The organism is Streptomyces sp. NBC_01214 (assembly GCF_026340975.1).
GTDB lineage: Bacteria > Actinomycetota > Actinomycetes > Streptomycetales > Streptomycetaceae > Streptomyces.
On sequence record NZ_JAPEOS010000001.1, the window covers coordinates 1,385,050 to 1,405,787 of the forward strand.

A 20,738-nucleotide genomic window follows, 5' to 3' on the forward strand; every position below is an offset into this window, starting at 1 on the left:
TCCGGCGGCATGCGGACGACGACTGCACCCGAAACCGTCGCGGAGCTCATAGCGCGCCAATGGGGCGACCACCGGCCCGGGCTGAAGCACGAGAACGGTGTCCTCACCCACCACCGGACCGCCCAGGAGGCCGCCGCGCGCGCCGCGCTCCTCGTCGACCTCATGCCTCCGGGGGCCGAGCCGCACCTCGGGGTCCTGCTCGACAACACTCCCGAGTTTCCGTTCTGGCTCGGCGCGGCGGCCCTCGCCGGGGCCGCCGTCGCCGGGATCAACCCCACCCGGCGCGGCCCCGAACTGGCCCGCGACATCCTGCACACCGACTGCCGGCTCCTGATCACCGAGCGAGCCCACCTGCCGCTGCTGCACGGCCTCGACCTGCCCGGCGTGCGCGTCCTGGTCACCGGCACCGAGGAGTACGAGGCCCTCCTCGCGCCCTACGCCGCCGCCAAGCCCGGCGAAGCCGCGCTGCGAGCCCCCGGACCCGACTCCCGCCTCCTCCTCTACTTCACCTCCGGCTCCACCGGCGCCCCCAAGGCCGCCATCTGCAGCCAGGGCCGGCTCGCGGCCGCCGGAGCGGCGCTGGCCCGCCAGTTCACCGTCACCCCGGACGACGTCCACTACGTCTGCATGCCGCTCTTCCACGGCAACGCCGTCATCGCCGACTGGCTGCCGGCGCTCGTCGGCGGGGCCCCGGTGGCGCTGCGCCGCCGCTTCTCGGCCTCCGCGTTCCTGGACGACGTACGGGCTTACGGGGCCACGTACTTCACCTACGTCGGGCGGGCGATCCAGTACCTCCTGGCCACCGAACCCCGCCCCGACGACCGCGCCCACACCCTGCGCCTCGGCTTCGGCACCGAGGCCGGGGCGGTGGACGCGGCCCGTTTCGCCGAGCGGTTCGGGGTCCGGCTGGTGGAGGGCTACGGAGCCACCGAGGGCGGCGCCTCCGTCCAGCGGACCCCGGACACCCCGCCGGGGGCCCTGGGCCGGGCGGGCGCGGGAGACGACCTGGCGGTGATCGACCCCGCCAGCGGCGCCGAATGCCCGCCCGCGGTCCTCGACGCGGACGGCTGCCTCCTCAACGGCTCGGCGGCGATCGGCGAACTGGTCAACCGCGGCCGCAGCCTGTTCGAGGGCTACTGGCGCAACCCGGACGCGGAGGCCGACCGCACCCGCGACGGCTGGTACTGGACGGGCGACCTCTTCTTCCGCGACGCGGCGGGCTTCCTCTACTTCGCGGGCCGCACCGACGACCGGCTCCGCGTCGACAGCGAGAACCTCGCCGCGGCGGTGATCGAGAACATCCTGGCCCGCTGGACGGACGCGGCGGCGGTCGCCGTCTACGCCGTCCCCGACGAGGTGGCGGGGGACCAGGTCATGGCGGCCCTCGCCCTCCGGGAGGGCGCGGCCTTCGACCCGTCCGCCTTCGAGACCTTCCTCTCCGGCCAGCCGGACCTGGGCACGAAGATGGCCCCGCGCTACGTCCGCATCGTCGAGACCATGCCGACCACGGCGACGAACAAGATCCACCGCGTCTCCCTGCGCCACGAGGGCTTCCGCTGCGCAGACCCGGTCTGGCACCGATCCCCGGCCGGGGGCTACCGCCGCCTGGAAGCGGCCGCCCTGACCGCCCTTTTGGCGAAGTACGAGTCGCACGGCCGTTCCCACCTCCTGCCCCACTGACCCCGCCCCACCACTGCGGGGGCTCCGCCCCCGAACCCCCGCGCCTCAAACGCCGGCGAGGCCGTTCTCCAGCCCCGCCGGCGATTGAGGCGCCGGGCCGGGCGGGTCCGGGGTGGGGCTGGGTATACCTGGCGGACGCCCGCTGGGGCCATGGTCCGGGCGGGCGGACCGCGGCTAGCGTGCCCGCATGGACGATCACCCCCGCACCCCCTGGCAGGCCCTGGCCCGCGGCCGGTACCTGCGTTCCGCCTGGCCCTGGCGGGCCGCCGGGTACCTCGCCGGGAGCGCCCTCACCGGGATCCCCGTGCTCCTCGTCCTCGTCCTCCTCGCCGGGGCCGGCGCCGCGCTCGGCCTCGTCCTCGTCGGCCTGCCGCTGCTCGCCCTGCTCGGGCTCGTCGGCGTACCGGCCGGCGCCGTCGAGCGCCGCCGGCTGCGCCTCGTCGACCGCGGCCCCGCAGGCACCCCCCACCGCACGCCCACCGAACCGGGCCTCCTGGCCTGGGCCCGGCTGCGCTACCGCGAGCAGGCCACCTGGCGCGAGCTCGCCCACGCCGTCCTGCACGGCCTCCTGCTCTGGTGGGTCGACCTCGCCGTCGTCGCCACCCTGCTCGGCCTGCCGCTGCTCCTGCTCACCACCCCGCTCCAGCTCGCCCTCGCCGCCGACGGCGAGGTCAAGGTGGTCAAGCTCTGGCTGGTCACCTCCTACCCGCCCGCCTTCGCGGTCGCCGCCGCCGGGGCCGTGCTGCTCCCCGCCCTCCTCTATCCGCTCGGTGCCGTCGCCGGGGCCCGCGCCGCCCTCACCCGCGCCCTGCTCGCTCCCCGCGAGCGCGAGCTCCAGGGCCTGCTCGCCGAGGTCACCCGCTCCCGGGCCCGGCTCGTCGACGCCTTCGAGGCCGAGCGCCGCCGGATCGAGCGCGACCTCCACGACGGTGCCCAGCAGCGGCTCGTCGCCCTCACCATGACCCTCGGCCTCGCCCGCCTCGACGCACCCCCGGGCCCGCTCGCCGAGCGGCTCGCCACCGCCCACGACGAGGCCGGCAAGGTCCTCGCGGAACTGCGCGAGCTGATCCACGGCATCCACCCGCAGGTGCTCACCGACTACGGCCTCACCGACGCCCTCGCCGACGTCGCCGAGCGGTCCGCCGTCCCCGTGGACGCCGATCTGAGCACCGGCCTGCCGCGCCTCCCGGAGTCCGTCGAGGCCGCCGCCTACTTCGGGGTCTGCGAGGCCCTCGCCAACATCGGCAAGCACAGCGGCGCGGCCCGCGCCGCCGTCACCGCCCGGCACACCGGCGCCGCGCTGCTCATAGACGTCACCGACGACGGCCGCGGCGGCGCGGACCCGGCCGCCGGGTCCGGGCTGACCGGACTGGCCGACCGGATCGCGGTCCTCGATGGCACACTGACGATCACCAGCCCGCCCGGCGGCCCGACCGTTCTGAGCCTGGAGATCCCTTGTCCGGTGAGTCCTTGAAGATCGTCCTCGCCGAGGACGGGGTCCTGCTGCGCGAAGGGCTGGTCGGCCTGCTGACGCGTTTCGGCCACCGGGTGGTGGCCGCCGTCGGGGACGCGGACGAGCTCCGTCGCGCCGTGGCCGTCCACGACCCGGACGTCGTCGTGACCGACGTACGGATGCCCCCGGGCCTGGCCGACGACGGACTGCGCGCTGCCGTGGAGCTCCGGGCCGCGCGCCCGGACCTGCCGGTGCTGGTGCTCAGCCAGTACGTGCAGCGCTCGTACGCCGCCGACCTGCTGGATTCCGGGGACGGCGGCGGCGTCGGCTACCTGCTGAAGGACCGGGTCGGGCAGGTGGAGCAGTTCCTCGATGCGGTGGTCACGGTGGCCGCCGGCGGCACGGTGGTGGACCCGGAGGTCGTACGCCAGCTCCTGCGCCGGCGGCGCGACCCGCTGGCCGCGCTGACCCCGCGGGAACGGGAGGTGCTGGGCCTGGTGGCGGAGGGGAAGTCGAACGGGGCCGTGGCCCGGGAGCTGGTGGTGTCCGAGGCGGCCGTCGGCAAGCACATCGGGAACATCCTGGTGAAGCTCGACCTGCCGCCCGCCGAGGACACCCACCGCCGGGTCCTGGCGGTCCTCGCCTACCTCCGCGGCTAATGGTTTTGAGCACCCCTGAGGACCGGGTAGTATTTTCTCTGTCAGCAGGCGCCGCTAGCTCAGTTGGTTAGAGCAGCTGACTCTTAATCAGCGGGTCCGGGGTTCGAGTCCCTGGCGGCGCACCTGTCCTTCGGGCGGTTTCCGGTTTCACCGGGAACCGCCCGAAGTGTTTTCCCAGCCTGCTGGGCCCGCAGCCCGTGCTTAGAGCGTGAGCGACAGCAGCAGCGGTGCGGCCTTCCGGTTCAAGGTGTCCGCCGCGGCCCGCAGCCGGTGCGCGTGCTCGACCGGCATCGACAGGGCCAGGCAGCCCACCGAGGCCCCCGCCGTGATCGGGACCGCGGCGCAGACCGTGCCCACGGCGTATTCCTGAAGGTCCAGCATGGGCACGGTGGCGGGCTGGGCGTCCAGCTTGGAGAACAGGATCCGCTCGTTGACGATCGTCTTCGACGTGAGCCGCGCGATCTTGTGCCGGGACAGGTGGTCGCGCCGCCCGTTCAGGTCGAGCTGCGTCAGCAGGCACTTGCCGACCGCACTGGCGTGCGCGGCGGAGCGGAAGTCGACCCACTCGTGCACCTTCGGGGTGCGGGGACTGTCCGCGAACTGCGTGATCCTGACCTCGCCGTCCACGTACCGGCTGATGTAGACGGCCGCGCCGACCGAGTCGCGCAGCCGGTCCAGGGTCTCCTGGAGCTTGTCGGTGAGCGCCTGCTGCCGGTCGATGCCGGAGCCGAGCAGGACGAGGGAATCCCCTATGGCGTAAGCACCGTCGGACACCTGCAGGACGTATCCCTCCCGGCGCAGCATGAGCAGCATCGGAGCGAGATGGGCTGCGGGCAGGCCGGTCTCACGCGCGATCTGCACGTCCGTCACACCGCCGGTGTGACGTGCGATCGTTTCGAGTACGCGTAGTGCGTACTGCACCGAGTGGAACGGCGCGGTCGGCTCGGGCTTCAGCGCCACGGTTTCCCCCTAGCAGGTTGTTACCGCTTGCCTTACCACGATAGCCATCAAGAGGCCCGTGTGGAGCGCCCGTTGGGGAGATTGCTGGCTCAATTATGTCTGTCTGCCTGGACCTACTCCATTGGCATATGCCAGCGGCATGAGCATTGCCCCGTCCCTCCGGGAATGCCCGGCGACCGCCCACGGTTCGAGTTCTTCGTACGGTGTCGCACTGATGCCGCACGCACAGGAGAGCGAAACGGGAGTGGCGATGAGTGACGCAGGGGACGACGTACGGGCCCGCGTGAGGGCGGGCGCGGCGGAGAACCGGAACGCGAGCGGGATCCGCGCCGCCGCGCACGGCCGGGCGGCCGTACCGCTCTCCGTCCTGGACCTCGTCACCGTCGGCGCGGGCAGTACCGCCCACGCCTCCCTCCGCACGAGCGTCGAGATCGCCCGCCTCGCCGAATCCCGCGGCTACCACCGCCACTGGGTCGCCGAGCACCACTCCATGCCCGGCGTCGCCAGTTCCTCGCCCGCGGTGATCCTGGCCCACCTCGCCGCGCACACCTCCCGCATCCGGCTCGGTTCCGGCGGGGTCATGCTGCCCAACCACGCCCCGCTCGCCGTCGCCGAGCAGTTCGGCACCCTGGAGGCGCTCGCCCCGGGCCGGATCGACCTCGGACTCGGCCGCGCCCCGGGCACCGACGGCCGCACCGCCCTCGCGCTGCGCGGACCGGGTCGCCTCGACGAGGCCGCCGACGAGTTCCCCCGGCAGCTCGCGGAGCTCACCCGCTTCCTCGACGACGACTTCCCCGACGGGCACCCGTACGCACGCGTGCACGCCGTACCGGGCCCGGTCCAGGGCCCCGCCGGCCGGCCGCCGCTGTGGCTGCTCGGCTCCTCCGGCTTCAGCGCCCGCCTCGCCGGCGAGCTCGGCCTGCCCTTCGCCTACGCCCACCACTTCTCGGCGGCCGGCACCCTGCCCGCGCTCGACCTCTACCGCCAGAGCTTCCGCCCCTCGGCCGTCCTCGACGCCCCCTACGCCGTCATCGGGGTCTCCGCGCTCGCCGCCGACACCGCCGGGGCCGCCCGCGCCCAGGTGCTCACGGGCGCGCTGTCGATGCTGCGCCTGCGCACCGGACGACCCGGCCTGATCCCGACGCCCGAAGAGGCGGCGGCGTACGCGTTCTCCCCGCTGGAGCGGGAGTTCGTCGACGGCTGGCTCGCGAACGTCGTCCACGGCACCCCCGACGAGGTCCGCACCGGGCTCGACGACCTGGCGAAGCGCACGGGCGCGGACGAGCTGATGCTGACCACCAACGCCCACAGCGGGGCGGCCCGGTTGCGCTCGTACGAGCTCATCGCAGATGCGTACGGCCTGCCGGTGGAGGTACCCGCCGCCGATTGACGCCGTGCGAACGGCGTTTGGCTGGTTTGTTGCCGAAACCTTGCGAAGAGCTGCCTGAAGGCAGCCTTAAACCGCTCGTCACCCGGGGTGGCGAGCGGTTTCTGATGTGCGCTCAGGTCTCTGACTTGGGGAAATGGCACGTGAGTGGTCTAGTCCTTCTTTGGTCCGAACCATTGACGCGGGGGTGGAGTGATCGCTATCACTTCTCTCACCCGAACCGCTTGAACTCCCCTCCCACCCCCACGGAGACAGCTCATGCACATCCGTAAACCACTCATCGCTGCCGCCGCCACGGCCGCGTTGGCCGCCGGAGCGCTGGCCTCCTTCGCGGGACTCGGCACCGCCCAGGCCGCCGACGCCCCGGCCGGCGCCGCGGCAGCGGCGGGAGGCGTCCGCATCGCCTACTACGACCAGTGGAGCGTGTACGGCAACGCCTTCTACCCCAAGCACCTCGACACCCGCGGCATAGCGGGCAAGTTGGACGTCATCAACTACTCGTTCGGCAACATCCACCCCACCAACCTCACCTGTTTCGAGGCGAACAAGGCGGCGGGCGACGACAACAACCCCAACGCCGGTGACGGCGCGGGCGACTCGTACGCCGACTACCAGAAGTCCTTCAGCGCCGCGGACAGCGTCAGCGGGGTCGCCGACAAGTGGGACCAGCCGATCGTCGGCGTCTTCAACCAGTTCAAGCAGCTGAAGGCCAAGTACCCCCACCTGAAGATCAACATCTCGCTGGGCGGCTGGACCTACTCCAAGTACTTCAGCGACGCGGCCAAGACCGACGCCTCCCGCAAGAAGCTGGTCTCCTCCTGCATCGACCAGTACATCAAGGGCAACCTCCCGGTCGAGGGCGGCTACGGCGGCCAGGGCGTCGCGGCCGGCATCTTCGACGGCATCGACATCGACTGGGAGTACCCGGGCTCGTCCGGCGGCCACCTCGGCAACCACTACGCCCCCGAGGACAAGCAGAACTTCACGCTCCTGCTCAAGGAGTTCCGCGAGCAGCTCGACGCCCACGGCCAGGCCAACGGCGGCAAGAAGTTCATGCTGACCGCCGCCCTCCCGGCCGGCCAGGACAAGATCAAGTACATCGAGACGGACAAGATCGGTTCGTACCTCGACTACGCGAACATCATGACGTACGACATGCACGGCGCCTGGGACGGTGACGGCCCCACGTACCACCAGTCCCCGCTCTACTCCCCGGCAGGCGACCCGACCGACCCGATCGCGCCGGGCACCCAGAAGTACAGCATCGACAACGCGATCGACTCCTGGATCGACGGCAACCCGGCCTACGGCATCACCGGCGGCTTCCCCGCCAACAAGCTGACGCTGGGCTACGAGTTCTACTACCGCGGCTGGAAGGGCGTCCCCGCCGGGGCGAACAACGGCCTCGCCCAGTCCGCGACCGGCGCCTCGGGCGCCCGCCCCACCAGCCAGCAGGCCGGCATCGCCAACTACAAGGAGCTCGGCGGCCTCGTCGACAACCCGGCGACCACGTTCTGGGACGACCAGGCCAAGGCCTCGTACTTCTACAAGGACGGCGAGTTCTTCACCGGCCTGAACCAGAAGTCCATCCAGGCCCGGGTCGACTACGGCAAGCAGCGCGGCCTGGCCGGCGCGATGATGTACTCCCTGCTCGGCCTGGACAACAACACCACGCTGCTGAACCAGATCTCGGACGCCCTCGGCGGCACCACGGTCCCGCCGACCACCCCGCCGACGACGCCTCCGACCACTCCGCCCACGACCCCGCCGACCACGCCCCCGACCACCCCGCCGACGGGCTGCGGCTCGACCCCGGCGTACGTCGCGGGCACGGTCTACACGGCCGGCAACGAGGTCGCGCACAACGGCCGCAAGTACAAGGCCCAGTGGTGGACGCAGAACGAGACCCCGGGCACCACGGGTGAGTGGGGCGTCTGGAAGGACCTCGGCGCCTGCTGATCTCCCCCCACCCCGCGCCGAGCGACACCTCCGCCCTGCCCCTCACCGGGGTGGGGCGGAGCTGTGTCACATGGTTGCGGGATTCCCGACACCGGTACGTGTCGACGTCGCTACTCTCGGCCACAAGCTCGTTCTCCGCTCGGAGGTGCCGTCCCATGGCCGTCGTCCGCGACATCGATCCCAGTGCCTCGCCGCTGGACTACTACAGCTACGAGCTGCGCCGGCTGAGGGAAGAGGCGGGCCTGAAACAGGCCCAGCTGGGCGCGATCATCTTCTGCACCGGGTCGCTCATCGGCATGATCGAGAACGGCAAACGGGTCCCGACGCGGGACTTCTCGGAACGGGTGGACGCGGCGCTCGGCACGGACGGCCACTTCTCCCGCCTGGTGGGCCTGGTCCTACGGAGCGTCTTGCCGGTGTGGTTCCAGCCGTTCGCGGAGATGGAGGCCCGGGCCTCGTACATTTCCACGTATCAGGCGCAGCTGGTGTACGGGCTGTTGCAGACGCCTGACTATGCGCGCGCTGTGCTGGCTAGCGGGTTGCCAGATGAGTTGGATGACATGCTGGCTGCGCGACTGGACCGCCAGCGAATCTTGGACCGGGGGCGCCCGCCCATGGTGTGGGTGGTGCTCGACGAGGCCGCGTTGTACCGACCGATCGGTGGCCTGGACGTCATGCGGGACCAGCTGGCCCACCTACTGAGCTTTCGCGAGAAGCGCTGGGTCAGGATCCAGGTGCTGCCCTTTGCGGCTGGTGAACACGCCAGCCTCATTGGCTCGTTCACCGCCATGAGGTTCGACGATGACCCGGACATGGTCTATTCGGAGGACCTCATCTCCGGACACATGACGGCCAACCCTGACACGGTCAAGGAAGCCGCGCTTCGTTACGCTCACGTGCAGGCCGCTGCTCTCTCCGTTGAGGCTTCGGCGGCATTGATTGTCCGCGTAATGGAGGAACGTTATGGGCATCAACCAGAACCTGGCCAACGCGCGGTGGCGTAAGTCGAGTTATAGCGGGAACACCGGCGGCGAATGCGTCGAGTGTGCCCCCCTCGGCCCGACGGCCTGGCGCAAGGCCTCGTACAGCAGCACCAACGGCGGCGAGTGTGTCGAGGTGGCCGCCCAGCCCTGCCAGGTGGCGGTCCGGGACTCCAAGAACCCCGACGGGCCGGCCTTCACGGTGGCGCCGGAGGCGTTCACGGCGTTCGTCCGGAGCCTCTGACCGCATGCCCGGGCGGCCGCCCTGCGCCGGGCGCGCCGAGCTGGGGACCCCAACTACCGCAAGCCGGAGGTGATTCAGGAGCCCGAGGAACCGTGTGGACGGTGCGGCCGGCGTCTTGCAGCCTTCGCCGTCGACCGACCCGGGCCTGAGCCACGACACTCCCCGCGGTGGCAGCGGGACCGCTGATCGGCCGCTTCGGCGCCCGGCGGACGGCCCTGGGGGGACATCCGTGCAGTGGACGACGTCAGAGCCAGCCGCGCTGTGCGGCTTTGATGCCGGCTTCGAAACGGCTGGCGGCACCGAGGCGCTCCATGATGGAGGCGACCTGCCGCCGGATGGTGCGGTCGGTGAGGCCGAGGCGCTGTCCGGCCGCTTCGTCGGTGAGACCGGTACCGAGGAGGCGCAGGAGTTCGCGTTCGTGGTCGGTGAGACCGGTCCGCGGGTCGTCCGGCCGGGTGGCTCCGAGGGGGACGGCGGTGTTCCACGCCTGCTCGAAGAGTTCAAGCAGGGCGGTCACGATGCCGGGCTCGGTGACGTGGAGTGCGCCTTTGCGGGTGTTGGTGGGGTCGATGGGCAACAGGGCGTGGGTGCGGTCGATGATGACCATGCGCTGGGGGATGGTGGGCGCGGTGCGAACCTCTCCGCCGTGGCTGATCAGCGTGTGGCCGTAGGCGACGATGTGGGTGTGCCGGCGGGAGTGGTCCTGGTAGAGGGTGCGCATGGCGACGCCGCGGACGAGGGCGGCGAGGTCGTGGTCGCGTCCGGCATTGAGGTCGTCGGGGTTCTGGATGCCGGGTTGGACGCCGATGATCTCGGTGTGGGCGGCGCGGCCCAGGCGTTCGAGTCGGTTCTGGATGGCGTCCATGCCGAGCAGGCGCTCGCCGTGGGCGGAACGCTGTTCGGCGCGATCGGCGACCATGCGGGTGACAGCGGCGCGGGAGGCTGCCAGTTGGACCTGCCGGGCCGCGAGTTCGGCCTCCTGTCGAGCCACGATGTCGGCCAGGCCGATGTCCGGGTCGACGGCTCTCATCTGTCCGGGGTGCTCGCTGGAGGCACGGACCAGCATCAGCTGTCCGAGATCCTCCAAGGCGTTGTGGACCTGTGTGTGAGTCAGGCCGCATTCGCGGGCGATCTGGTCGACACCGTAGCCGGGCTGGTCAAGCATCGCCTGGTAGACGGCGGCGGCTACGGTGCTGATTCCGAGTGTTTGCAGCATGGTCTTGTGGTCCCCTCCGGAACGCATGCCCCCCGGCCGCGCGCCAGTCGGCAAGAGTATCGTCCGGCACACCACCATCCAAGATCTTTTGGTCGTTCGCGCAGTTCAAGGCTGTATGGACGGACGGCCCCTCGATGATGTGGCCGCTTCCATCACACGCAACTACCTCCAGGGGCCGGCCGGCTGCGCCGGCCCGTACCCAGGCCGCCCGGCTGTCGGCGTGCCACATGTCCTGATCCGGATAGGCCCTGTTCAGGACTCCGGGAAGTCCTTCCCTGGGCCGTGATCCACGGCGAAGCTGTTCATCGCCGCGGGAAACACCTCGAACGACAGCCGGACGAAGGTCAACCGCGTGCCCCGGACGGAACAGAACACCTCGGCCACGTGCCTCCGAAAGAAACGATCACCATGATCCGCACTCGTATCACCCAGGTCCTCGCGGTTGCCGCCCTCGCGCTTGGCGCCGTCTTCTTCCACTCCGCCTCCGCTCCGGCCGCGGTCGCCCTGGCCCCCGCCGTCCAGCCGGCGCCCGTGGACAGCGCCACCTGGGGCTGAACCGCTGATGGACATCATCTACGCCAGCCTGAACCGCCGCACCAGGGTGCATGCCGAGCCGAAGAGCGAGGTGTCGGAGGTGCTGGACGCCCTATGGGCCCATACGACACCCGAGGACGGCTTGGAGCATGCCTCCGGACGTGCCGAGCGGGACCGCGTCGACGTGCTGATGTGCCTGCTCACCCTCGATCCCACCGCGCCCGGCTTCCGCAGCACGACACACCGCGCCAACTCCCTGCTTCGCCGCTGCCACGCGGCTTCACCGTTGATGCGGCGCCGCTATCTGCCGCCTGATGCGTCGGCGTGACCACGCCACTGTCCCGTTTCCAGCGTGCCACCGCGGCCGGGCCGTACCCACCGACTGCTGTTCCTTCAGGACGGCGCAGTCACCGGAACACCTGCCTCGCCCCCCTCGGGCCGAGAGGCGTCACGCCTGCCTGGTCAGACCAGTCGCCAGTCGCGCAGGGCGGTGGAGATCTCAAGAGCCCGCCGGCACACCGCACGGCACTGCCGTACGGCGCTCTCCCCGTCAGAGGCGAGCAGGAACGCGGCGCCCCGGGCGCCGGCCCGGCTCATGTGCAGACGGATGTGCTCCACGCCGTCGTCAGGGCCGGCCGCCGACCACAGGGCGGCGAGCACGACGTCGCCGGTCAGTACCGGCGCGTCCTGCGGCTTGGCGAAGGCGAACTCGACGAGGTGCACGCCCCGAGTGTGCCGTACGTCACGGGCCTTGTCCCAGATCTGGCGAAGCCACGAACATGCCGCGGCACACATGTGCCCGGCATCACACGACCGTAGGGGGACTCTGATGCTGGGCGTACTCGGACTCGACTCCGACACGGAGACGGTCTACCGGCTCATGCTGGAGCATCCTTCCTGGGGTGTGGACCAGCTGGTCCAGGCGCTGGACCAGGACCGGTCCGCCGTCATCCGGGCGCTGGACACGCTCGCCGACCTCGCCCTGCTGCGCACGGCGGGCACGGACGGCTCACCCCCGGGCACACCGCTGCTCGTACCGCCCCGGGCCGGGCTCGGTGCGCTCCTGGAGCGCCGCCAGAACGAACTCGCCCGCACCCAGATGGAGATTGACGCGAGCCGTTCCGCCGTCGATGACCTCCTCGCCGACTACACCGCGCACGGCCGTACGGCCGCCGCGCGCGTGGAACGCTTCACCGGCGCTGAGGCCGTGCACCGGATCCAGTCCGACCTGTCCGTACAGGCCCGTGGTGAAGTCCTCGCCTTCGCCCCCACCGCCGCGTCCGGCGGCCCGTGGGACCTCGATGTGCCCATCCATCTCGACCTGCTCGCCCGAGGCGTGCGCGTGCGCGTACTCCATCTGGCCAGCGTCGAGGGCTCGCCGCAGCGCCGCACGGCCGTGCAGCGCCTGGTGCAGGCCGGCGCCGAGATCCGCACCCTGCCCTCCCTGCCGCTGCACCTGCGCATCGTCGACGGTGCGCGCGCCGTCATGCCTCTGGACCCGGACGATCCCGACACCGGCGTCGTCCTGCTGACCGAGTCCAGCGTCCTGATGGGGCTGCGCGCCCTTTTCACGTACCTGTGGGACATGGCGGCCGAGGTGGAGGACGCGGACGGCACCCCCGCCCCGTGCTCACAGCAGGAACGGGCGCTGCTGCGCTTCCTGGCCGAAGGGCTGACCGACGAGGCAGCGGCCCGCAGACTCGGCATCTCCCTGCGCAGCGAACGCCGGATGATCTCCGGTCTCACTGAACGGTTCAACGCCGGCAGCCGTTTTCAGCTGGGCCTCCAGGCCGCGCAGAGAGGCCTCCTGTGACACGACTGTGCCAGGTGCATTCTGTGCCAAGAAGAATGGATGACAACACCCTTGAGGGAGTGTCAGAGTTGTTCTCAGAACGGAACAGGGAAGTGCACGGACAACTCGCTCGGCGGGCCGGCTCATTCCAATCCGGGAAACTTTCCGACCTCGTGTCGGAAGTACCAGCAAAGCAGAATCGAATGAAAGGGAATTTCACATCATGGAGAACGAGCAGAACCTCGTCATGGAGATCCTCGAAGACGACAACTACGACTTCGAGGCCGAGTTCAGCCCGCGTCGGGACGTCGGCCACTGAGGTCCGCACCGTCACGCGGCCGGCTGTCCATAGGGACAGCCGGCCGCGCCGGCCGTATTCCCCGAGCGAGTGGTGAGTTGAATGAGCATCGATACGAAGACCTGGAAGGCGTTCGCGGCGGCCCACGCTCCGGACTTCACGAGCACCGTCTTCCTCCCCGGCCTGGTCACCGACCCACGGCATCTCGGTCGGCTGATCGACGACAGCCTGCGGACGGCGACCCGCCACGCGCCTGGTGACTTGCGTCTGCGCGCCTTCCGCCCCGGTGCCTTCGACTATCTACTCACCAAGCGTTTCGTGGAGACGCCCCTCGCCGATGGCGAGAGCGCAGTTGAGTGGCTGGCCCGTACGGCCGGCAGCGACGAGGCGTGCCTGGCTGTCAACGACATCTCCAGCTGGAACCTTCAACTGTGCGCCGAAGTCGCCGGCATGGTCGAGGAGCTCGTAGTCGACGGGATCCACGAACTGCCGTCCGGCACCGATGTGTACACCTTCATCGCCCATTCCGGATGGACACCGTTCGGCATCCACAAAGACGGCGAGCCCTCGCTCATCTTCCACCTCGGACCGTCCCCCAAAGAGGTCTGGGTTTGGCATGACAACCCATTCGACGACTCTGGGATCACCCCCAGCCCGTCGTTCGGTCACATCACCTTCGACATCGAGGAACATCTCGGCTCCGCCGAACGCTATCTTCTGCGTCCCGGCGACTTCCTGCTGATCCCGCAGGACACGTATCACGTTTTCCGAAACCTCGGCCCCGCCGTATTTCTCGGACTCACCCTCTACCCTGCCAGGACGCGCTCCCTGATCACCGAGGCGCTGTGGCGCGCTGCGGACCCGGCCGATCCCCTCCCGGCCTACCCGCCCGCCCGCGCCGTCGCCGATCGCGCCCGCACCCTGCTGGCCGACGACACCGCCGAGACCCCTCTCGCCGAGCGCGTCGCCCACGAGCTGACACTCGCCCAGCTCCGCCTGCGCACCAACGGCCACCTCAGCCGGCCCCACCGCGCCGCCCTGCCCCGCTCGGCCCCCGTCACCGACAGCCCGCTGCGCTGGTCCCGGCCCGGTGCCGTCGCGGTGGCCCCCCGCACCGGTGGCATCACCCTCGTCGCCCGTGGCCGTACCCTCACGGTTCCCCTCGAGGGCCGGGCCGACCTCACCGCCCTGGTGCGGGCGACCGCCTCCCCCGACCCCTTCACCTTCAGCGAACTGACAGCGCTCCTGCCCGCCGAGCTGAAGCCCGACAGCCGCGTCGAGCTCGCCCGCGCCCTGTGCACCCTGGGAGCGGTGATCGCCGCATGACCGCTTTCGATGCCTTCCATCACGCCCGCACGCTGCTCGCGGGCCTGGGCGAGCAGCAGCCGCCGGCCGGCGGAGTCCGCCTCCACGAACCCGCCGGCCCCGGCCAGGACCACACCGCGCAGGAAGCCCTGCTGGCCGGAGTCTGGTCCGCGCTGGCTCGGCCGGGCGCACTGGCTACCAACTTCCGCCTTGTCGAGTCCGGCCGCCAGATCGACCGGAGCCGGTGGATGCGCTCCCGTGTCGGCGACGGCGAGATCCTGCACACCGCTCTCGTCCCCGCCTATCTGCACAGCGCCGTCGAACGCGGGGCGACCCTCGTCATCAGCCATCTCGAAGCGCTCGACGAACGCGTCATGCTGCTGTGCGAGGCTCTGGAGTACCTTCTCTGCGCCCGCGCGTGGGTCAACTGCTACATCACCGCAGGCGACGCCTCCGCCTTCGACCTGCACAGCGACGGCCACGACGCACTCATCCTGCAACTCCTGGGCCGAAAGCGCTGGCAGGTCGACTCCCGCGCCGGTGCACGCTCCCTCGACCTGGCGGACGACAGCCTCGACCGTGTTCTCACCCCCGGCATGTGCCTGTCCGTGCCACGCGACACCGCGCACCGCGTATGCGGCACCGGCGAACTCACCGTCCACCTCACGGTCGGATACGAGCCGTTCGCCGAGCTCTGCGATGAGGCACGCGCCGGCCGCGAACCCGTCGGCCACCTCGCCCACGCCGCCGCCAGGGACCGCGCCCACGACACGGAATGGCTCGCGGCCCGGCTGGCCCTGCGCCCCGACCGCCGCGCCGGGGCCTCTCTGCGCAGCGCCCTGACCGGAAATGTCGGCCCCGCCACACGCATCCGCTGGGCCAGCCGGTTCCCCCCGTACATCACCACCGACGGCGAACACCTGACGGTCACCACCATGGGCCGGCGCATCCGCCTCGACCGCCGCCTGGAACGAACCATCGCCCTCCTCAGCCGCGGCGGTGCCCTCACGTTCGACACCCTGGTCGACGCAGCCGACCTGCCTGCCGCCGACCTGCGCGCACTGGTCGCCTTCGGCGCCCGCAACGACTTCCTAATCTGCGAAGGATGACCCGCCTGTGCTCACCGCCACGTTCAAGGACCGGGCCGCGATGTTCCGGGAGCGCCGCTTCGCGACGTTCTTCACGGGTCACGCCGCCTCCAGCCTCGGCGACGCACCCGTCCCCGTCGCGTTCGCCCTGGCCGCCTACCAGGTCTCGAACTCGGCAGCCGGACTCACGTGGGTCTTGCTCTCCCTGTGGGCGACCCGCTTCCTCCTCGTCGCCACCGGCGGCCGACTCGCCGACCAGTACGACCGGGTGAAGGTGATGATCGGCGCCGACGTGCTGCGCCTCGTCGCCCAGGGCACGCTCGCCGTCATCGTGATCAGTCCCCTGCCCCTGCACACCTGGCACCTGTGCCTCTCCGCCGCTGTGTACGGTGCGGGCACCGCTCTTTACAACCCTGCCCAGATCGGTCTGACCCCCGAGCTGGTCCCCGAGCACAAGCTCCAGTGGGCCAACGGCCTGCTGTCCCTCCTCGCCGATGTGAGCTTCCTGCTCGGCCCCGTTCTCGCCGGTGTCCTCATGAGCACGGTGGGCTTCTCCTGGGTGCTCTGGCTCGACGTGGCCTCCTTCGCCGTGAACCTCGGCTGCCTGATCCGGCTCACCCGCCTGCGCACTCCCGCCGGCCAACCGGTGGCGCCGCGCACGGAGGCCGAACCCGGCACCGCCCCGGCCGCATCCGACGCTGGCGCGGCGCATGCGGACACCGACACCCGCTTCCGCGCCGCGTTCCCGATCATGGCTCGCTATCCGTGGTTCTCCTTCGGCATGGCCCTGTGGTTCGTGGTCTCCCTCAGCATCGGTCTGGCTGCCGTCGCCGGCCCGGTCATCGCCGTAGAGTCCCTCGGCGGCACCGGCGCCTGGTCGCTGCTCGCCACCTGCCTCGCCGCCGGCTCCCTCGTCGGCTCCTTGGCCGTCATGGCGATGAAACAGCATCCGTGGAAGGCGGCATCCGTCGTCGTCACCATCGGCGTCGTCCTGCAACTGGCCGCCCTCACCCTGCGCGACGAGTTGCCCACCGCCGTCGTCGGCGCCGCCTTCGCCCTGGCCTCTCTGACCATCGCCGCTTGCGGCATCGTCTGGGACACCACGTACCAGAGCGAGATACCCGAGCGGTTCCTCTCCCGGCTCGGCTCCGTGGACAACTTCGTCAATGCCGCCGGTGTTCCGGTCGGCATGCTCCTGGGCGGTCTGTTCGCCGACCACTACGACACCGTCTTCACGGTTGTCGGCGTTCTCCTCATCCTGCTGAGCATCCCTGCCGTCCGCCTCGCCGGGCAGGCTGGGAAGGCGACCGCATGAGCCTCGCCGCCCTTGACGCACCCTCCGCGACCGGCCCGGACTTCCGCGTCCACTCACGCGGCGACCGGTACGTCGTCATCGACGACCTGCTGCCTCAGGCCGACTTCGACGCCGCCGCCGACGAGCGCATCCGCCTCAAGCCCGTGCTCAGCACCATCGACCCGGTGTACGACGGATTCGCCTACCGCGGCGGCGAGGAGAGGCAGGCCCTCGGCGACACCGCACCCGACGCGCCCCGCTGGCAGCGGGCCGTCAAAGAACAGATATCCGCCCATCTGGATCTGCTCGACGCCACCGGCCGGGCCGATCACATCTCCCTCACCCTCAGCGCGTGGGGCTACCCCGCCGGCTCCCGACTGAGCTGGCACAACGACGCCGGCGCCGGCCGTATCGGGGCCTACGTCTACTTCACCCACCGCACTTGGAACACCGACTGGGGCGGCGGCCTGGCCCTGATCGACGAGGCTTCCCGCGCCGACGCGCTCGATGGTGCCGCCCTCCTGCAAACCGCCAAGCACCCGGCCCTCATCCTGCCTCGCCCCAACCGCCTGGTCATCTTCCGCGCCCACACCATGCACGCCATCCAGCGCGTCGACACCACTGCGGGCGACCGTATGCGCCGCACCTGGACCGGTTTCATCACCACCAAGGACACCCCATGACCGTTACGCCCGCTGTCACCCGGCTCGGCCGGGCACCCAGTGGCCATGGATGGGCACGAGCGGTCGTCAACCATGGCACCGTCTGCGACGTTCTGCAGCCTTCCGACGACGGCACCCTCATCGCACACACCGCCAGCGCCGCAGCTTCCCTGCCGATTACCCCCGTTGCCGGCGACTGGGTCAGGCTCGGCCACGACGGCCGCATCCACGCCGTCGCCCCCCGCACCACCGCGCTCGGCCGGGGCCAGACCGCCAAACACGGGCGTCAGGTCCTCGCGGCGAACATCGACACCGTTCTGGTCGTCGTCCCGCTGGACGGCGGGCTGAACACCACCATGGTCGAACGCCTGAGCGTCATGGCCTGGGACAGCGGCGCCCAGCCCGTTCTCATCCTCACCAAGAGCGACACCACCGAAGACGGCGGCGCCGAGGACACCACCACCGCCGAACACCTCAGCCCCGGCGTTCCCGTCATCCCGGTCAGTGTCTTTACCGGCGACGGCCTCGACGTCGTACGCAGCCACCTCACCCACGGCACCACCGCAGTCATGCTCGGTCCCTCCGGCGCGGGCAAGACCTCCCTGCTCAACGCCCTCGAAGGCGCCGCCGAAACAGTCGCCGCCCCTGGCCGGGCCGGTGGCCGCCACACCACCACCACGCGGCGCCTGCACCTGTTGTCCAGCGGCGGAGTCCTTCTGGACATCCCTGGCATCCGTTCCCTGGAAGTGGCCGCGGGACAGGAGTCCGTCAACGATGTCTTCACCGACATCGCCGCCCTGGCCATGTACTGCCGGTACGGCGACTGTAGCCACGACGGCGACGGCGACTGCGCCGTCGAAGAAGCCATCCACACCGGTGCCCTGGACGCCGACCGGCTCACCACCTGGCGCAAACTCCAGGCAGAGATCGCCTATCGCAGCCGCCGCGAGGATCCAGCCCAGATGGCCGACGTACGCCGCCAGTGGAAGGCCGTCAGCAAGCAGGCACGCCGCACCACCCGGCGCTGAGCGTCACCCCGGACGGGTACGGGGGAGCGGCGCGGGCGGCCGGGGCGGTGGCGGGCCTGTGCCGGGACGTGTGACGTCCCGGCTGCACCGGCCGGACCCGGCCCTCCCCGTCCCGTACCCCTCCCGGTTCTCAGCCGAGGGGGTGCGGGGTGGGCGCGTCGGACTGTGTGGCGGCCGGAGCGGATTCCGGAGCCGATGCGGAAGCCGAGGCCGAAGCGGAAGCCGAGACGGGTTCGGAAGCCGAGGCCGCTGCCGCCGCTTGGCGGTCGATTATGCGGGCGATGGCGTCCGGGGCCACGGCCCGCGAGTAGAGCCAGCCCTGACCGGTGTCGCAGCCGACGCGCCGCAGCCGCGCCGCCTGTCCGGCGGTCTCCACGCATTCCGCGGTCACCGTCAGGCCGAGCCGGTGGGCGAGCTGGACCAGGGCTTCGACGATCGTCTCGTCGGCCGGGTTCGGGTGCGCGCCCTCCTCGTAGCGGAACCCGCGCACGAACGAGCCGTCCAGTTTCAGAACTGATACAGGAAGTCTGCTGAGGTAGGCGAGGTTCGAGTAGCCGGTGCCGAAGTCGTCGATCGCGATCCGCACGCCCATGTCGCTGAGCGCCTGAAGGGCCTGGAGGGGGCGCCCGGCCGAGCCCATCACCGCGGACTCGGTCAGCTCCAGTTGCAGCAGCTGCGGGGCGAGGCCCGTCTCGGCCAGGATCTCCGCGACGTCGCCCACGAGGTCCGAGTCCCAGACCTGCCGGACGGCGACGTTGACGGACACGAAGACCGGGGAGTCGCTGGGCCGTTCGATCTGCCAGCGGCGGGCCTGCCGGCAGGCGGTCCGCAGGACCCACTGCCCCAACTGGACGATGGACCCGTCCTCTTCGGCGATCCCGATGAACCGATTCGGCGTGAGCGTGCCGAACTGCGGGTGGTTCCAGCGCACCAGGGCCTCGACCCCGCGCACCACGCCGCTCTCCAGGTCCACCAGCGGCTGGTACTCCAGCTCGAATTCCTCTCGTTCCACGGCCGGCCGGAGCGTGGAGGAGAGCGCTTGGCGGGTCATGCGGTGCGCGTTGCGCTCCGGGTCGAACAGCGTCCAGCGGGCCTTGCCGTCCGCCTTGGCCCAGTACAGGGTCGTGTCGGCGGCCTGCATCAGACCGGTCGCCGAGGTGCCGGTCGCCGTCCGCTCCACGACCCCGATCGAGGCGGAGACGGACAGTCGCTGCCCGGCCAGGTCGAAGGGTTCCTGTACGGCGGTCAGCACGCTGCGCGCCAGGTCGGCGAGTTGTTCGGTGCCGGTGGAGTCCTCGACCAGCAGCGCGAACTCGTCGCCGCCGAGGCGTGCGACCAGGTGCCCGCCGGTGCGCCCGTAGCCCGACTGGTCGGCGCACTGGGTCAGCCGGGCGGCGACGGCGGTGAGCAGCCGGTCGCCGACCCGGTGGCCGAGGGTGTCGTTGACGGCCTTGAACCCGTCGAGGTCCAGGTAGCACAGCCCGATCCGGCCCGTGCCGCCGCCGTGTTCGTACGAGGCGGCCTCCAGGGCGGCGGAGAGCCGCTCGAAGAACAGGGCGCGGTTCGGCAGGCGCGTGACCGGGTCGTGCATCTGGAGGTGGCGCAGGCGGGCCTGGAGGTCGCGGCGGTCGCTGATGTCGGCCACCGACAGCAGGACGTCCCCGGTGTCGGGGACGGGTCCGAGGGTGACTTCGGTCCAGAGCGAGTGCCCGTCGGGGTGTTTGAGGCGGCGGGTGCAGCGCAGTCGGGCCTGTCGGCCGCGGAGCACTTCCTGGTACGCGGCCCAGGTGCGGGCCTCCGCGGCCAGGTCGACCAGGTCGGCGGCGGGCCGGTGGACGAGCGCGTGCGGTTCGCTGCCGAGCAGCCCGGCGAAGGCCTGGTTGGCGGCGACCACGTAGCCCTCGCGGTCGACGACGGCCATGGCGAGGTGGGCCGCGTTGAAAGCGGCCCGGTAGTCGCGCAGGTCGGAGTCGGCGGCGCGGTACGGCGAGGCCGGCGCGGCCTCGGTGGCCTGAGTGGCCGACGCCGACGGCACTGCCGGCACTGACGGGTGACGCTCCGTAATGGCCGATCGGATGCTGTCGGCCGCCGAACCGGTTCCTTCTGAGGTTCCGCTCACCGTTGGCTCCCGCAGTGTTCGTGAGTGTCCGCGCAGGAAAGTGTGCCGATCATAGAGGCTGCGGGGAGGCCCTATCCAGC

20 protein-coding genes and 1 tRNA gene are annotated in these 20,738 nt (G+C 70.9%); 16 read left to right on the forward strand and 5 right to left on the reverse strand.

All coding sequences use genetic code 11. The features are described 5' to 3' along the window. Nucleotides 1-9: 9 nt before the first annotated feature. From OG594_RS06590 to OG594_RS06605, 4 genes are all read left to right on the forward strand, one after another. Complete coding sequence (locus OG594_RS06590; RefSeq protein ID WP_266596097.1) at nucleotides 10-1,680, forward strand: AMP-binding protein; 1,671 nt, start codon at nucleotides 10-12, stop codon at nucleotides 1,678-1,680. A gap of 187 nt (nucleotides 1,681-1,867) precedes the next feature. Continuing rightward, nucleotides 1,868-3,154, forward strand: coding sequence for a sensor histidine kinase (locus tag OG594_RS06595; RefSeq protein ID WP_266596099.1), 1,287 nt, complete (start codon nucleotides 1,868-1,870; stop codon nucleotides 3,152-3,154). Beyond that, on the forward strand, nucleotides 3,136-3,792 hold the full coding sequence (locus tag OG594_RS06600; RefSeq protein WP_266596101.1) for a response regulator transcription factor: 657 nt from the start codon (nucleotides 3,136-3,138) through the stop codon (nucleotides 3,790-3,792). Before OG594_RS06595 ends, OG594_RS06600 begins: the two co-directional genes overlap by 19 nt. Before the next feature lie 48 nt (nucleotides 3,793-3,840). Beyond that, nucleotides 3,841-3,914, forward strand: a tRNA-Lys gene (locus OG594_RS06605). Nucleotides 3,915-3,993: 79 nt separating this feature from the next. Here OG594_RS06605 and OG594_RS06610 read toward each other — a convergent pair. Continuing rightward, nucleotides 3,994-4,752 carry an IclR family transcriptional regulator gene (locus OG594_RS06610; protein ID WP_030012142.1) on the reverse strand — a complete coding sequence of 253 codons (759 nt, stop codon included), beginning with the start codon at nucleotides 4,750-4,752 and terminating at the stop codon, nucleotides 3,994-3,996. Nucleotides 4,753-5,002: 250 nt separating this feature from the next. On the opposite strand from OG594_RS06610, the gene OG594_RS06615 reads away from it, so the two are divergent. The 4 genes from OG594_RS06615 to OG594_RS06630 all read left to right on the forward strand — a co-directional run bounded on the left by OG594_RS06615 (nucleotide 5,003) and on the right by OG594_RS06630 (nucleotide 9,322). Then, nucleotides 5,003-6,142, forward strand: coding sequence for an LLM class flavin-dependent oxidoreductase (locus OG594_RS06615; protein WP_266596103.1), 1,140 nt, complete (start codon nucleotides 5,003-5,005; stop codon nucleotides 6,140-6,142). 255 nt (nucleotides 6,143-6,397) lie between these two features. Continuing rightward, nucleotides 6,398-8,098, forward strand: a complete 1,701-nt coding sequence (locus OG594_RS06620; protein ID WP_266596105.1) for a glycosyl hydrolase family 18 protein — start codon at nucleotides 6,398-6,400, stop codon at nucleotides 8,096-8,098. A gap of 155 nt (nucleotides 8,099-8,253) precedes the next feature. After that, the gene (locus OG594_RS06625; RefSeq protein ID WP_266596107.1) at nucleotides 8,254-9,102 is read left to right on the forward strand and encodes a helix-turn-helix transcriptional regulator; all 849 of its coding nucleotides are present in this window, start codon (nucleotides 8,254-8,256) and stop codon (nucleotides 9,100-9,102) included. Then, the gene (locus OG594_RS06630) at nucleotides 9,062-9,322 is read left to right on the forward strand and encodes a DUF397 domain-containing protein (protein WP_266596109.1); all 261 of its coding nucleotides are present in this window, start codon (nucleotides 9,062-9,064) and stop codon (nucleotides 9,320-9,322) included. Before OG594_RS06625 ends, OG594_RS06630 begins: the two co-directional genes overlap by 41 nt. A 244-nt stretch (nucleotides 9,323-9,566) precedes the next feature. Here OG594_RS06630 and OG594_RS06635 read toward each other — a convergent pair whose 3' ends face one another. After that, the gene (locus tag OG594_RS06635; RefSeq protein WP_266596111.1) at nucleotides 9,567-10,538 is read right to left on the reverse strand and encodes a LuxR C-terminal-related transcriptional regulator; all 972 of its coding nucleotides are present in this window, start codon (nucleotides 10,536-10,538) and stop codon (nucleotides 9,567-9,569) included. A gap of 252 nt (nucleotides 10,539-10,790) precedes the next feature. Continuing rightward, a complete protein-coding gene (locus OG594_RS06640) occupies nucleotides 10,791-10,922 on the reverse strand; it encodes a hypothetical protein (RefSeq protein ID WP_266596113.1) in 132 nt (43 codons plus the stop codon). A gap of 24 nt (nucleotides 10,923-10,946) precedes the next feature. Between OG594_RS06640 and OG594_RS06645 the strand changes: the two genes are divergently transcribed. Then, nucleotides 10,947-11,093: a hypothetical protein gene (locus tag OG594_RS06645; protein WP_266596115.1), complete on the forward strand. Its 147-nt coding sequence runs from the start codon at nucleotides 10,947-10,949 to the stop codon at nucleotides 11,091-11,093. Nucleotides 11,094-11,100: 7 nt separating this feature from the next. Beyond that, complete coding sequence (locus OG594_RS06650; protein ID WP_266596117.1) at nucleotides 11,101-11,400, forward strand: hypothetical protein; 300 nt, start codon at nucleotides 11,101-11,103, stop codon at nucleotides 11,398-11,400. Nucleotides 11,401-11,534: 134 nt separating this feature from the next. Here the strand turns inward: OG594_RS06650 and OG594_RS06655 are convergent, their stop codons facing one another. Further along, nucleotides 11,535-11,795 (reverse strand): hypothetical protein, encoded by a 261-nt coding sequence (locus OG594_RS06655; protein WP_266596119.1) that lies wholly within the window; start codon nucleotides 11,793-11,795, stop codon nucleotides 11,535-11,537. A 106-nt stretch (nucleotides 11,796-11,901) separates the two neighbouring features. Between OG594_RS06655 and OG594_RS06660 the strand changes: the two genes are divergently transcribed. The 6 genes from OG594_RS06660 (at nucleotide 11,902) to rsgA (ending at nucleotide 18,539) form a co-directional block, all read left to right on the forward strand. After that, nucleotides 11,902-12,885, forward strand: coding sequence for a helix-turn-helix transcriptional regulator (locus OG594_RS06660; protein WP_266596121.1), 984 nt, complete (start codon nucleotides 11,902-11,904; stop codon nucleotides 12,883-12,885). Between the two features lie 379 nt (nucleotides 12,886-13,264). After that, the gene (locus tag OG594_RS06665) at nucleotides 13,265-14,488 is read left to right on the forward strand and encodes a cupin domain-containing protein (RefSeq protein WP_266596123.1); all 1,224 of its coding nucleotides are present in this window, start codon (nucleotides 13,265-13,267) and stop codon (nucleotides 14,486-14,488) included. Beyond that, nucleotides 14,485-15,576, forward strand: coding sequence for a cupin domain-containing protein (locus OG594_RS06670; protein WP_266596126.1), 1,092 nt, complete (start codon nucleotides 14,485-14,487; stop codon nucleotides 15,574-15,576). The genes OG594_RS06665 and OG594_RS06670 overlap by 4 nt, the downstream gene beginning before the upstream one ends. Before the next feature lie 7 nt (nucleotides 15,577-15,583). Next, a complete protein-coding gene (locus OG594_RS06675) occupies nucleotides 15,584-16,870 on the forward strand; it encodes an MFS transporter (protein WP_266596128.1) in 1,287 nt (428 codons plus the stop codon). Next, nucleotides 16,867-17,532, forward strand: coding sequence for a 2OG-Fe(II) oxygenase (locus tag OG594_RS06680; RefSeq protein ID WP_266596130.1), 666 nt, complete (start codon nucleotides 16,867-16,869; stop codon nucleotides 17,530-17,532). The genes OG594_RS06675 and OG594_RS06680 overlap by 4 nt, the downstream gene beginning before the upstream one ends. Further along, nucleotides 17,529-18,539: a ribosome small subunit-dependent GTPase A gene (rsgA, locus tag OG594_RS06685; protein ID WP_266596132.1), complete on the forward strand. Its 1,011-nt coding sequence runs from the start codon at nucleotides 17,529-17,531 to the stop codon at nucleotides 18,537-18,539. Before OG594_RS06680 ends, rsgA begins: the two co-directional genes overlap by 4 nt. Nucleotides 18,540-18,669: 130 nt before the next feature. Here the strand turns inward: rsgA and OG594_RS06690 are convergent, their stop codons facing one another. After that, a complete protein-coding gene (locus OG594_RS06690) occupies nucleotides 18,670-20,658 on the reverse strand; it encodes a bifunctional diguanylate cyclase/phosphodiesterase (protein WP_266596135.1) in 1,989 nt (662 codons plus the stop codon). Between the last annotated feature and the right edge of the window lie 80 nt (nucleotides 20,659-20,738).

Coding starts and splice junctions, on each gene's coding strand:
- OG594_RS06590 (WP_266596097.1), top strand. CDS start 10: ATGCGGACGACGACTGCACCCGAAACCGTCGCGGAGCTCATAGCGCGC.
- OG594_RS06595 (WP_266596099.1), top strand. CDS start 1,868: ATGGACGATCACCCCCGCACCCCCTGGCAGGCCCTGGCCCGCGGCCGG.
- OG594_RS06615 (WP_266596103.1), top strand. CDS start 5,003: ATGAGTGACGCAGGGGACGACGTACGGGCCCGCGTGAGGGCGGGCGCG.
- OG594_RS06620 (WP_266596105.1), top strand. CDS start 6,398: ATGCACATCCGTAAACCACTCATCGCTGCCGCCGCCACGGCCGCGTTG.
- OG594_RS06625 (WP_266596107.1), top strand. CDS start 8,254: ATGGCCGTCGTCCGCGACATCGATCCCAGTGCCTCGCCGCTGGACTAC.
- OG594_RS06630 (WP_266596109.1), top strand. CDS start 9,062: ATGGGCATCAACCAGAACCTGGCCAACGCGCGGTGGCGTAAGTCGAGT.
- OG594_RS06635 (WP_266596111.1), bottom strand. CDS start 10,538: ATGCTGCAAACACTCGGAATCAGCACCGTAGCCGCCGCCGTCTACCAG.
- OG594_RS06645 (WP_266596115.1), top strand. CDS start 10,947: ATGATCCGCACTCGTATCACCCAGGTCCTCGCGGTTGCCGCCCTCGCG.
- OG594_RS06650 (WP_266596117.1), top strand. CDS start 11,101: ATGGACATCATCTACGCCAGCCTGAACCGCCGCACCAGGGTGCATGCC.
- OG594_RS06660 (WP_266596121.1), top strand. CDS start 11,902: ATGCTGGGCGTACTCGGACTCGACTCCGACACGGAGACGGTCTACCGG.
- OG594_RS06665 (WP_266596123.1), top strand. CDS start 13,265: ATGAGCATCGATACGAAGACCTGGAAGGCGTTCGCGGCGGCCCACGCT.
- OG594_RS06670 (WP_266596126.1), top strand. CDS start 14,485: ATGACCGCTTTCGATGCCTTCCATCACGCCCGCACGCTGCTCGCGGGC.
- OG594_RS06680 (WP_266596130.1), top strand. CDS start 16,867: ATGAGCCTCGCCGCCCTTGACGCACCCTCCGCGACCGGCCCGGACTTC.
- rsgA (WP_266596132.1), top strand. CDS start 17,529: ATGACCGTTACGCCCGCTGTCACCCGGCTCGGCCGGGCACCCAGTGGC.